This window comes from Kitasatospora sp. NPDC088264, assembly GCF_040685715.1.
Taxonomy (GTDB): Bacteria; Actinomycetota; Actinomycetes; order Streptomycetales; family Streptomycetaceae; genus Kitasatospora.
Genome location: NZ_JBFBIR010000061.1, coordinates 14,840 through 26,887, shown reverse-complemented (window position 1 = coordinate 26,887; position 12,048 = coordinate 14,840). Strand labels below are relative to the sequence as shown.

8 protein-coding genes and 1 tRNA gene are annotated in these 12,048 nt (G+C 75.5%); 6 read left to right on the top strand and 3 right to left on the bottom strand.

Translation table 11 applies throughout. The features are described 5' to 3' along the window. Window positions 1–192 precede the first annotated feature (192 nt). The 6 genes from tmk (at window position 193) to AB0O82_RS31810 (ending at window position 9,285) form a co-directional block, all read left to right on the top strand. Window positions 193–3,705, top strand: coding sequence for a dTMP kinase (gene tmk, locus AB0O82_RS31835; RefSeq protein ID WP_363587402.1), 3,513 nt, complete (start codon window positions 193–195; stop codon window positions 3,703–3,705). Between the two features lie 225 nt (window positions 3,706–3,930). Further along, window positions 3,931–5,142, top strand: a complete 1,212-nt coding sequence (locus tag AB0O82_RS31830) for a DNA polymerase III subunit delta' (RefSeq protein ID WP_363587431.1) — start codon at window positions 3,931–3,933, stop codon at window positions 5,140–5,142. Window positions 5,143–5,432: 290 nt separating this feature from the next. Then, complete coding sequence (locus tag AB0O82_RS31825; RefSeq protein WP_363587400.1) at window positions 5,433–6,566, top strand: hypothetical protein; 1,134 nt, start codon at window positions 5,433–5,435, stop codon at window positions 6,564–6,566. Window positions 6,567–6,706: 140 nt separating this feature from the next. Further along, window positions 6,707–8,374: an alpha/beta hydrolase gene (locus tag AB0O82_RS31820; RefSeq protein WP_363587398.1), complete on the top strand. Its 1,668-nt coding sequence runs from the start codon at window positions 6,707–6,709 to the stop codon at window positions 8,372–8,374. Between the two features lie 89 nt (window positions 8,375–8,463). Then, a complete protein-coding gene (gene leuE, locus AB0O82_RS31815; protein ID WP_363587396.1) occupies window positions 8,464–9,129 on the top strand; it encodes a leucine efflux protein LeuE in 666 nt (221 codons plus the stop codon). Window positions 9,130–9,211: 82 nt separating this feature from the next. Continuing rightward, window positions 9,212–9,285: transfer RNA gene (locus AB0O82_RS31810), tRNA-Thr, on the top strand. A 60-nt stretch (window positions 9,286–9,345) separates the two neighbouring features. On the opposite strand, the gene AB0O82_RS31805 is transcribed toward AB0O82_RS31810, so the two are convergent. The 3 genes from AB0O82_RS31805 to AB0O82_RS31795 form a co-directional block, all read right to left on the bottom strand. Further along, window positions 9,346–9,990, bottom strand: a complete 645-nt coding sequence (locus AB0O82_RS31805) for a response regulator transcription factor (protein ID WP_063348719.1) — start codon at window positions 9,988–9,990, stop codon at window positions 9,346–9,348. Further along, window positions 9,954–11,273 carry a histidine kinase gene (locus tag AB0O82_RS31800; RefSeq protein WP_363587394.1) on the bottom strand — a complete coding sequence of 440 codons (1,320 nt, stop codon included), beginning with the start codon at window positions 11,271–11,273 and terminating at the stop codon, window positions 9,954–9,956. The genes AB0O82_RS31805 and AB0O82_RS31800 overlap by 37 nt, the downstream gene beginning before the upstream one ends. 164 nt (window positions 11,274–11,437) lie before the next feature. Then, window positions 11,438–11,926 (bottom strand): MaoC family dehydratase, encoded by a 489-nt coding sequence (locus AB0O82_RS31795; protein WP_363587392.1) that lies wholly within the window; start codon window positions 11,924–11,926, stop codon window positions 11,438–11,440. Between the last annotated feature and the right edge of the window lie 122 nt (window positions 11,927–12,048).

Genomic DNA, 12,048 nt, shown 5'->3' with positions numbered 1-12,048 from the left:
TGCCGCTGCCAGCGCCTTCGCCGGCGTCTCCGCCAGTGCCCGCCAGTGCTCACGGGCCCGCGACCCCACCCCGGGGACGCGGGCCCGAGGCCGGTCGGACGGTGTGCGCGGAACGTCACAACCCGGTGATGAGCGGGATCCGGAACCCCGTTCATCTCATTCCGGTCAACCTCAGCCCGCTACGCTGACCGTATGACGAGCGAGGAGCAGCCCACCCCCAGCGCCGCCCCGGCCGCCCGCGACGCCACGTCCGGGCTGCCCGAGGTCGCGCCAGCCGGGACCCCGGTCGACCGGGCTCGCGCGCTGCTGCGGACGCGCCCCTACCGGCGCCTGTGGACCACCCAGCTGATCGGCGGCACCGCCGACCGGCTCGGCCTGCTGGTGCTGCTCGCGCTCACCGTGATCGCCGTCGCCCTCGGCGGCCGGTTCGGCGACCTGCCGCGCAGCCTCGCCTTCGCCGTCACGGCGGTCCTCGCCGTCCGGCTGGCGGCCACCGGGCTGGTCGGCGTCGCGCTGCTCGGGCCGGTGCACCGGCTGGTCGCCGTCCGGCTGGACCGGCGCTGGACGCTGTTCGGCGCCGACGCGCTGTGCGCCCTGCTGATCGGCCTCGCACCCTGGTGGACCGTCTGGCTGGGCTCCGGCCCGAAGCCCTCCGTCGGCGCCGCCTACGTCCTGCTCGCCACGGTGTTCGTCACCGGTGCCGCCGAGCGGGTCCGGGGGATCGCCAAGGACGCCGCCGTCCCGGGCCTGCTGCCGCCCGCCGATCCGTACGCCCCCGCCGCCGAGCAGCGGCCCGCCGCCGCCCACCTGGACACCGTCCGGAGCATCGACCGCTTCACCGGCTGGGCCACCCTGCCGCTCGCGGCCGCCGGCCTGGTCGCCCTCACCCTGCTGAACAACATCGGCGCGGCGCTCGGCTCGGACTGGCTCCGGGCCCACCAGCTCACCCTCGCCGCGCTCGGCGCGGCCGGCCTGTTCGCCGCCTCGGCCGCCCGCGACTACCTCCAGCAGCTGCCCGTCGGCCCGGTGGCCGGCGCCCCGCACTCGCCGCTGCAGGGCCTGCGCGCCCCCACCGACGCCACCCCCGGCCCCGCGCTGAGCAAGGGCCGCACCGGCAGCGCCCCGTACTTCACCTTCGCCGTCGCCGCCGGGTACGCCTCGATGGCCGGCGTCGCCGCGCTCGCGCTGCTCACCGCCGCCGAGCACCGGGCCGGGCCGATCGGCTACGGCCTGCTGGTCCTCGCCGCCACCGCGGCGCCCGCCCTCGGCTCCCGGCTCACCCGGGCCACGCTGCCCGCGCTCTCGCGCCGCCGCCTGCTCGCGCTGGCGCTGCTCACCGAGGGCGTGGCGCTGATCCTGGCCGGGCTGGTGCTGGACTTCGTCCTCGTCCTGGCCCTCATCGTGCTGGCCGGCCTCACCGCCGGGATCGTCGTCTCCGCCGGGCGCACCCTGCTCGGCCAGGAGGTCGAGGAGGCCCGGCTGCCGAAGGTCACCGAGCACCTGTACGCGGTGCTGCGGGTCGTGGTCGGCGCCGCGCTGGTCGTCGTCCCGCTGATCGCCGCGGCGTACGGGGACGTCGAGTACGGCACGGTCGAGCCCGGCTCGTTCACCTTCATCCACGGCGGCGCGGCTCTCGCCGTCGCCACCTCGGGACTGCTCACGCTCGTCCTCGCCGCCGTCGTCCTGCTGCGGACCGACGACCGGCGCGGCACCGCGCCCTTCGGCCGGGACCTGGTCGACGCGGTGCGCGGCGCCGTCGGCCCGGCCCCGCGCCAGGGCGCCGGCACCGGCTTCTTCATCGCCCTGGAGGGCGGCGACGGCGCCGGCAAGTCCACCCAGGCTCAGGCGCTCGCCGAGTGGATCCGCGGCAAGGGGCACGAGGTCGTGCTCACCCGCGAGCCCGGCGGCAGCCCGGTCGGCCAGCGGCTGCGCGGCCTCGTCCTGGACGTCGGCAACACCGGCCTGTCGCACCGCGCCGAGGCGCTGATCTACGCCGCCGACCGGGCCGAGCACGTCGAGAACGTCATCCGGCCGGCCCTCGCCCGCGGCGCCGTGGTGATCACCGACCGGTACATGGACTCCTCCATCGCCTACCAGGGCGCCGGGCGCGACCTGGCCGCCACCGAGGTCGCCAGGATCTCCCGCTGGGCGACCGGCGGGCTGCTGCCCGACCTGACCGTCGTCCTGGACGTCGACCCGACCAGGGCCCGGGAGCGCTTCACCGAGGCGCTCGACCGGCTGGAGTCCGAGCCCACCGAGTTCCACCAGCGGGTCCGGGCCGGCTTCCTCGCCCTCGCGGCCGCCGACCCGGCGCGCTACCTGGTCGTCGACGGCAGTCAGGCCCCCGGCTTCGTCACCACCGCGATCCGGCACCGGCTCGACCGCGAGCTGCCGCTCTCCGAGCAGGAGAAGGCCGCCCGCGCGGAGCAGGAGCGGCTCGCCCGCGAAGAAGCCGAGCGCCGCGCCGCCGAGGAGGCCCGCAAGAAGGCCGAGGCCGAGGCCGCCGAGCGCAAGCGGCAGGAAGTGCTGGCGCAGCTGCGGGCCGAACAGGCCGAGCAGGAGCGGCTGGCCAAGGAGGAGGCCGAGCGGGCCGCCGCCGAGGCCCGGCGCAAGGCCGAGGAGGAGGCCCGCCGCCGGGCGGAGGAGGAAGCCCGCCGCCGCGCCGAGGAGGAGGCCAAGCGGAAGGCCGAGGAGGACGCCCGGCTGGCGGCGGAGGCCGCCGAGCGCAAGCGCCTCGCCGACGAGGCGGCCGCCCAGGCGGAGCTCCAGCGGCAGCGCGAACTCCAGCGCGAGGAGCAGCGCCGCCGGGCGGAGGAGGCGCTGCAGCGGGCCGAGGAGGCCCGGCTGGCGCAGGCCGCCGCGCTCGCGGCCGCGGCTGCGGCGGCGCAGACGACGGCGGATCGGGCGGCGGCGGGTTCGGCGGGCCTGGCGGGTTCGGCCGGTCCGGCCGGTCCGGCCTCAGGCTCGGCTGCTGGTCAGGCTGCTGGTTCGGCTCCTGGTGATGCCGTGACCACCGAGCTGCGGGCCGTCCGGGACGTCCCGGGGGCGGGGTCCGTGGGCACTCCCGGGCCCGGTGGGACCGACGAGGCGACGCGGGAGCTGTCGCTGCGGGACAGCCGGGCGGCCGTCCGGGCGGCGGAGGCCGCCGACGAGACCGCCCAGCTGCCGGTCGTCCCGTCGACCGCCGTGGACGAGACGGCCGTGCTGCCGAAGATCACGGAGGAGGCGGACCGGACCGCTGTGCTGCCGCGGATCGAGCCGGGGCGTCCGGCGCCGGAGCGTCCTGTGTCGGAGCGTTCTGTGTCGGAGCGCCCGGCACCGGGCCGGGTGGAGCCGGGCCGTGCGGGGGCGGGTCGTACCCAGGCGGGCCGTACCGAGGACCGGGTGCCGCCGGGGCTGTGGCGCGAGGAGCCGGTGGACAGCACCCGCGAGCTGCCGGTGGTCGGCGACGAGCCGCAGCCCGCCGACGAGTCGCAGGCCACCGCCGAGCGACCCCGGCCGGAGTGGGCCGAGGAGACGCCGATGGACGACCTGCCGAGCCTCACCGACACCCTGCTCGGCTCGCGTGACGAGTGGTCGCGCTGGAATCACGGCGGCCCAGCCCCGCAGGACCCGCGTGGCGGCCAGGACCGGCCCGCCCCCGGGGGCGACCAGGGCGAGGGCGGCGGCAAGGGCAAGGGCCGTCGCTGGGGCCGTCGGGGCTGACCTCGGGCTGCGGCGGTACGGACGCCGGCAGGACAGCGGTACGGACGACGGGCGGCGTCGTCGGGGTGGAGAGCTCCGGCGGCGCCGCCCGTCGCCTTCGGCGTCGGGGCGCCTCCTTCGGTGGTGGGCACCCCGGAGGGCGCCGTGGCTGTCGGAGCGGACACGTATGCTCGACGGCGGGGAAGAGGCGCCGGGAGCGCTGCCGTACGGAGCTTGGGAGCAGCAGTGGCCGTCTGGGACGACCTGGTGGGCCAGGAGCGGGTGGTCGAGCAGCTGACCGCCGCCGCCCGGTCGGCCGGGGCGACGATCGCGGCCGGCCGCGGAGCCGGCCCGCAGCCGGGCGGGAACGCCTCCCTGATGACGCACGCCTGGCTGTTCACCGGCCCGCCCGGGGCCGGGCAGGTCACCGCTGCGCGCGCGTTCGCCGCGGCCCTCCAGTGCACCAGCCCGGACCTCGCGCTCGGCGGTACGCCCGGCTGCGGGTTCTGCGACGGCTGCCACACCGTGCTGGCCGGCAGCCACGCCGACGTCAAGTACGTCCGGACCGACGGCCTGTCCATCGGCGTCGGCGACATGCGCGAGCTCGTGCTGCGCGCCTCCAGCTACCCGACCGGCGGCCGCTGGTCGGTGATCCTGGTCGACGCCGCCCACCGGCTCACCGAGGCCGCCGCGAACGCGCTGCTCAAGGGCGTGGAGGAGCCCTCCCCGCGCACCGTCTGGCTGCTCTGCGCCCCCTCCGTCCAGGACGTGCTGCCGACCATCCGTTCGCGCTGCCGCCTGCTCGTCCTGCGCACGCCCACCGCCGAGGCCGTCGCCGACATGCTGGTCCGCCGCGACGGCGTCGACCCGGAGACGGCCCGGCTGGCCGCGCTCGCCGGGCAGGGCGACGTCGGGCGCGCGCGCCGCCTCGCCGTCGACGACCAGGCCCGCACCCGCCGCGCCGAGGTGCTGCGGATCCCGCTGGAGGTCGCCGACATCGGCGGCTGCCTGGCCGCCGCCCAGCGCCTCGTCGACACCGCCAAGGCCGACGCCGAGGCGCTCGCCGAGACCCAGGACGCCAAGGAGACCGACGACCTGAAGGCCGCCTACGGCGCCACCGAGGGCAGCAAGGCGCCGCGCGGCATGGCCGGGGCGGTCAAGGAACTGGAGAAGCGGCAGAAGAGCCGGGCCACCCGCACCCGCCGGGAGACCCTCGGCGTCGCACTGCTCGACCTGCTCGGCTTCTACCGGGACGTGCTCGCGCTGCAGCTCGGCTCCAGCGGCACCCTCGCCAACGAGGACCAGCGGCAGGCCCTGAACCGGGTCGCGCAGGAGGGCTCGCCGGAGAGCACGCTGCGCCGGATCGAGGCGGTGCTCGCCTGTCGGCAGGCGTTGGACCGCAACGTGGATCCGCTGCTCGCCGTCGAGGCGATGACGGTGGCGCTGCGCGCGGGCTGAGCTGAACCGCGCTGCCGCGCTGCCGCGCTGCCGCGCTGCCGCGCCGCCGGGCCGTTCCGGGGTGGGCCCGTCGGGCTGAACGCCCGGCGTAGGCCCGGCGTAGGCCTCCCGGAGCCGTCCCGTTGTCCCACCTTCGAGTGAATGATCGATACGCGCCGGGCACACCCGCGTGTGACCGTCCGCCCGTTGTGCACGCTGGGGGCCGACTGTGCCCCGGTGCCGGGGCCGTCGCCCCCGTACGGCACCGGGTCCCGTCCGGCGCCGGCCCTCCTCCCGAGGCGGTGCGTCCCATGGTTCGTTCGCTCCTCGTCATCCCTCTGCTGATGGCCGCGCTGGGCGGGATCTGGCTGGCCCGCGGCGCGCTCCAGCGCTGGCGCGACCTGCGCGCCGCCGCGACCTACGAACTGGCCGGTGAACGCTGGCCGATGCTGGTGCGGGCGGCCGGAGCGATGATCTGCGGGGTCTGCGTCACCGCGTTGACGCTGCTCACGGCGCTCGGGGCGTTCGGCGGCCTGACCCCCCGCGGCCAGGAATCGGACCGGGCCGAGCCGGTGGTCGACGCGGCGGGTACGGGCCAGGGCGGGGGACCGGCGGTCCGGCAGCAGCCGGCGCCGCCCGTCGTGGCGGAGCCGGCCGCGGCCTCCGCCGCCCCGTCGGCCGCCGTGAGCCACTTCGACGGTGTCGGCCAGCCGGGCGGCGGCGAGCTGCTGCAGTCCGCCGTGCCCGGCCCGGACGGGCAGCCGCGCACCGTCCGGGTCTGGCTGCCGCCGCAGTACGCCAAGGAGCCGAACGCGCGCTTCCCCGTCGTCGTGATGCAGGCGGCCACCCCGCGCAAGACCGCCGACGCCGAGGTCCCGGACGTCTTCGAGGGCCTCACCGCGGCCCTGCAGACCGGCCGCGCCCGCCCCTTCATCCTGGTCGCCCCCGAGGCGCCGAACGGCACCGCGCACCCCTGCGACCTGGTCGCCGCCGCGCCGGCCGCCGTCGCCGACGACGAGACGCTGCGCGCCGCCATCGCCGCCTCGTTCCGCATCCTGGCGCCCGGCCCGGCCTCCTGGGGCACCCTCGGCGTCGAGGGCGGTGCGCCGTGCGCCGCCGCCGCCGTGCTGTCCCGCCCCGACCTGTACGGCGCCGCCGCCGCGGTGTCCGGCCGCTACGACGCCGCCGCGCTCACCCAGGCCGGCGCCGAGGCCCCGGCCGGCAGCGCGGCGAAGCTCCTGCTGGCCGCCGCCAAGGCCGACACGGCCGGGCTGGACGCGGCCCGCAAGCTCCAGGCCGCGCTCACGGCCGGGGCCGGACCGGCGGCCAAGGCCGAGGTGAAGATCTCCGACAACGTGCAGGACTACACCCCCGACCGGGAGCGGATGCGGCTCGTCCGGCAGGCGGCGCAGTACCTGGCCGACGCGCTGGCCAAGGCGTCCTGAGCCGCCGTCCCGGACGGGGCGTCGCCGCCCGGTGCCCGTAGCGGGTGCCGGGCGGCGTGCTGTGGTGCAATGCGAGTCGGGTCGCCGGGCGACGACCCTGGGTGACGATCGAGAGGGCTCGGATGATCGCGAGGGGTCGGATGAGGGCCACCGGGCGGGTACTGGCGGCGGCGCTCGCCGTCGGGCTGCTGGCGGGCGGGTGCGGTGCGGGTTCGTCGGGTTCCTCGGGTTCGTCTGGTTCGACGAGCTCGTCGGGTTCCTCGGGTTCAGAGGGTTCAGAGGGTTCAGCGGGTTCGTCCGGGGCGGGGGGCGCCGGGCCGTCCAGCCCGGCCGCGCCCGGGGTCACGCCGCTGGAGCCGCTGCCCGCCGCCGTCCCGGCCGGGCTGGCCCCGTACTACGCGCAGCGGCTCGACTGGCAGCCGTGCGACGGCGGATTCGAGTGCACCGCCTTCCGGGTGCCGCTGGACTACGACCGCCCCGGCGACGGCGACCTCACCCTGGTGGCGGCCCGCGCCACCGCCGTCCCGGCGGGCTCGGGCTCCAAGGAGGGGGCCGGGGGAGGCCGGCTCGGCTCGCTGCTGCTCAACCCCGGCGGGCCCGGCGGCTCGGCGGTCGAGTACCTGGAGGCCACCGCGCGGACGTACGACAGCGGCGTGCGCGCCCGGTACGACCTGGTCGGCCTCGACCCGCGCGGGGTCGGCCGCAGCAACCCGGTCACCTGCCTGAGCGGCGACCGGATGGACGCCTACACCGCCGTCGACCTCACCCCCGGCGACCAGCACGGGATCGACGCCCTGGTCGCCGCCGACAAGGAGTTCGCCGAGGGCTGCCGCCAGCGCGCCGGGGCGGCGCTCGGCCACCTCGGCACCGTCGAGGCCGCCCGCGACATGGACGTGCTGCGCGCCCTGCTCGGCGACGAGCGGCTGAACTACGTCGGCAAGTCCTACGGCACCTTCCTCGGCGCCACCTACGCCGGGCTCTTCCCCGGCCGGGTCGGGCGGCTGGTACTGGACGGCGCGGTGGACCCGTCGCTCGACTCGGTCACCGGCAACCGCACCCAGGCCGGCGGCTTCGAGACGGCCTGGGCCGCCTTCGCCAAGGACTGCGCCAAGCACGAGGACTGCCCGCTCGGCCGCACCGAACAGCAGATCGGCGAGCAGCTCACCGCCCTGCTCGCCACCGTCCAGGCCAGCCCGCTGCCCAGCACCGACCACGACCGGCGACTCACCGAGGCCCAGGCGACCACCGGCGTCATCCAGGCCATGTACGCCGACTTCCTCTGGCCCAAACTGCGCACCGCGCTCACCGACGCCAAGGCCGGCGACGGCACCAGCCTGCTGAGGCTCTCCGACTCCTACTACGGGCGCGAGGCGGACGGCTCGTACCCCAACCTGATGTTCGCCAACACGGCGGTGAACTGCCTCGACCTGCCCGCCCCGTTCGCCGGGCCGGAGGACGTCCAGCGCGCCGTGCCGGACTTCGAACAGGCCTCGCCGCACTTCGGCCGCGACATGGCGTGGATGGCGCTGGCCTGCACCTACTGGCCGGTCCGGGCCACCGGCACGGCGCACACCATCCGGGCCGCCGGCGCCGCCCCCATCGTCGTCGTCGGCACCACCCGCGACCCGGCCACCCCGTACGCGTGGGCCCAGGCGCTGGCCGGGCAACTGGAGTCCGGACGCCTGCTCACCTACGACGGGGACGGCCACACCGCGTACGCGCACCACGACGCCTGCGTGGACGGCGCGGTCAACCGCTACCTGCTGGCGGGCGAGGCACCGGAGCCGGGCGCGCGCTGCACCCGGTAGGCGGGATGGTTCCCGCTTCAACCGACCGCCGGTGCGACGTTACGATGAGCGCCCCCCGCCCTCATCCCCTCCCCTCCCCGGAGCGCACCGTGCTCGGAGTCAACGACCTGGCGACGTACGTCCTCGGCGCCCTCGTCATCGTCCTACTGCCCGGCCCCAACTCCCTGTACGTGCTGTCCGTCGCCGCCCGCAAGGGCATCCGGACCGGCTACCAGGCCGCCGTCGGCGTCTTCGTCGGCGACCTCACCCTGATCAGCCTCACCTCGCTGGGCGCCGCCTCCCTCCTCAAGGCCAACCCGGCCGTCTTCGCCGTGGTCAAGCTCGGTGGCGCCGCCTACCTGCTCTGGATCGGCTACGGCATGCTCCGCGCCGCCCGCCAGCTCTGGCGCGAACGCCGGACCGCCGACAGCCCCGACAACCCCGCCGCCACCGCCGAACCGGCCGTCGAACCCGTCGAGCGCCCGTTCCGCCGCGCCCTGGTGATCAGCCTGCTGAACCCGAAGGCGATCCTCTTCCTGCTCTCCTTCTTCACCCAGTTCGTCGACCCGGCCTACGGGCAGCCGGCCCTCTCCTTCGGCCTGCTCGGCGGCATCCTGCAGACCTTCAGCGTGCTCTACCTCTCCCTGCTGATCTTCGCCGGCACCACCCTCGCCACCGCCTTCCGCCGCCGCCGTCGCCTCTCCGCCACCCTCACCAGCGGCGTCGCCGTCCTCTTCGCCGGCTTCGCCGCCAAACTCGCCGTCTCCTCCGCCTGACCCCCACCCCCGCCAACCGGGTGTGGATCACCCGCGAAACCTGTGTAGACTGGCCCGCGTTGCCACCACGCGTGACAACGGCGCCGCCTTAGCTCAGCTGGCCAGAGCAACGCACTCGTAATGCGTAGGTCGCGGGTTCGAATCCCGCAGGCGGCTCTGTAGAAGCCCCAGGACTCACTCGCCGTGACCTGGGGCTTTTGCGTGGGGTGGGGCGGGTTACTGGTCGAGGTAGGCGAGGACGGCGAGGACGCGGCGGTTGTCGCCGTCGGTGGGGAGGAGGCCGAGCTTGGTGAAGATGTTGCTGATGTGCTTGGCGACGGCCTTCTCGGTGATGAAGAGGCCCTGGGCGATGCCGGCGTTGGAGCGGCCCTGGGCGAGCCATTCGAGGACTTCGCGTTCGCGGTCGGTGAGGCTGCCGACGTTCTCGTCGCGTTCCTTGCGGACGAGGAGCTGGGAGATGACGTCGGGGTCCATCGCGGTGCCGCCGTCGGCGACGCGGCGGATCGAGTCGAGGAACTGGGAGCCGTTGGTGACGCGGTCCTTGAGCATGTAGCCGACGCCGCGGCCGCCGCTGGCGAGGAGTTCGCGGGCGTAGAGCGGTTCGACGTACTGGGAGAGGAGCAGGACCGGGAGGTCGGGCATGGTGCGGCGGGCGGTGAGGACGGCCCGCAGGCCCTCGTCGGTGAAGTTCGGCGGAAGCCGGACGTCGACGACCGCGACGTCCGGCTGCTGCTCGGTGAGGGCCGCGAGGAGGTCGGCGCCGTTGTCGACGGCGGCCACCACCTCGTGTCCGTAGGCCTGGAGGAGGCGGATCAGGCCGTCCCTCAGGAGGAAGTGATCTTCGGCGAGGACAATACGCACGGAAGCTCCATCGTCACCATGGTCGGGCCGTTGACGGGGCTGTTCACGGCCAGGACTCCGTCGAACGTGCTGAGTCGTCGCTCGATGCCGCGCAGGCCGGTGCCCCGGGTGGCGTCGGCGCCGCCGCGGCCGCTGTCGGTCACGGTGATGCGCAGCATGCCGTGATCGTAACGGATGTCGATCCAGGCCCGGTCGGCGCCGGAGTGCTTGGCGACGTTGGTGAGGATCTCCGAGATCGCGAAGTAGGCGGCGGACTCGACGGGCATCTCGGGGCGTCCGGGCAGGTCCACGACGACCTCGGTGGGGACCGGGCAGACCATGGCCAGCGCCCGCACCGCGTCGGCGAGTCCGCGGTCGGCGAGGACCGGCGGGTGGATGCCGCGGACCAGGTTGCGGATCTCCTCCAGGGCCTTGGAGGAGGACTGGCGGGCCTCGATGAGCAGGGCCCGGACGGCCTCCGGGTTGGTCTCCAGCAGGTGTTCGGCGGCGTCCAGGGTCATGCCCATCGCGACCAGGCGGGCCTGGGCGCCGTCGTGCAGGTCGCGTTCGATCCGCCGGATCTCGGCCATCTGCGTGTCGACGGCGGTGCTGCGGGTGGTGGTGAGGTGCTCGATCCGGCTGGCCATCAGTTCCTGCTCGCTGGGGGCGAGCATGGAGTGGGTGTACCGGGCGTGCTTGCGGATGGCGCGGGGGGCCATCCACAGGGCCAGCGGCAGTTGCAGGACGCCGAGGACGCCGGCCAGCACCGCGGTGGCCTGGCCGTCGATCGGGATGAACTGGTACCAGAGGCCGTCCCACTGGGTCGACAGCGGGACGCCGAAGAAGGCCAGGAAGATGCCCCAGAAGCCGCTGAGCAGGACGGCGATCGGCATGAAGGCGAGGAAGCCGCCGACGATCGGGTCGGTGAGCACCCAGGTGAACTCCCGCTTGGTCTGCGGGTCGCTCATGATCCAGCGGTAGCGGGCGACGGCCCCCGAGGCGCCCTCGGGGGCGGCCGGCAGGCCGCTGGGCGGGCCGGGGATCTGCACGCCGGACCAGCGCTCGGACAGGCCGCGCTGGCGGGCGGCCAGTGCCCGGACGCGCTCCATGGCCCGCGGCACCAGGCCGAGGCCGGGGCCGACCAGGGAGATCGCGCCGGTGACCCCGAGCGAGCGCCCGAAGGCCGCGACGGACATCCAGCAGAGGGCCAGCGCCCGCCGCAGTCCGGTGAATCCGGCGGGGACGGAGAATCCCCTGATCTCGACCGCCGAGGGGCTTCCCCCGAGCTTCATCGTGCGGTCCATGGCCCGCTCCTCTCTGGTGCCGTTCGCTGTGCCCCGGCCGTGGTGGCCGTGTGACCATTCTGGCGGGGGCGGCGCGGCGAAATCGGTAGTAATAACCCCCCTCTTGCGCGACCGGAGGGGGAGGTTCTTCTACCTGGCGGCGGCGGTGACGTCGGCGGGCGGGCTCAGAAGCCGTCCGATGCGCCCTCGGCGGTGTCGGGGGCGGCGACGAAGAGGGACAGGGTGTCCGCCACGCAGGCCGCGTGCTGCTGGCCCTCGACCTCCACCGTCATCCGGACCGCGGCCAGGTGGCCCATCGGGGTCTCGCGGACGCTGGTGACCTTGGCGCCGCCGCGGACCCGGGCGCCGACCGGGACCGGGCGGGGGAAGCGGACCTTGTCCAGACCGAAGTTGACGCCCAGTTCGACGTTGTGGATCTCGAAGATCGCGCGCATCATCGCGGGCAGCAGGCCGAGCGTCATGTAGCCGTGGACGATGGTCCCGCCGAACGGGCCGGTGGCGGCGCGCTCCGGGTCCACGTGGATCCACTGGAGGTCGCCGGTGGCGTCGGCGAACTGGTCGACGCTGTGCTGGGTGACGTCGAGCCATTCGCTGTAGCCGAGGTGCTCCCCGGTCGCCCCGGTGAACTCGGCCAGGTTGGCAAAGGATCTCATGCGGGTGATTCTGGGCGGCCGTCCATGGCGCGGACAAGGCGTCGGGGGGCCGGGGGGCCGTTCGGTCAGCGCGGCGTCAGTTGGCCGTCAGCGGAGGGGGCGGGGCGGCGGGAAAGGCCGGA

Excerpts from the sequence above, each read along its gene's own strand:
- tmk (WP_363587402.1), top strand. The coding sequence starts at position 193 with ATGACGAGCGAGGAGCAGCCCACCCCCAGCGCCGCCCCGGCCGCCCGC.
- AB0O82_RS31825 (WP_363587400.1), top strand. The coding sequence starts at position 5,433 with ATGGTTCGTTCGCTCCTCGTCATCCCTCTGCTGATGGCCGCGCTGGGC.
- AB0O82_RS31820 (WP_363587398.1), top strand. The coding sequence starts at position 6,707 with ATGAGGGCCACCGGGCGGGTACTGGCGGCGGCGCTCGCCGTCGGGCTG.
- AB0O82_RS31800 (WP_363587394.1), bottom strand. The coding sequence starts at position 11,273 with ATGGACCGCACGATGAAGCTCGGGGGAAGCCCCTCGGCGGTCGAGATC.
- AB0O82_RS31795 (WP_363587392.1), bottom strand. The coding sequence starts at position 11,926 with ATGAGATCCTTTGCCAACCTGGCCGAGTTCACCGGGGCGACCGGGGAG.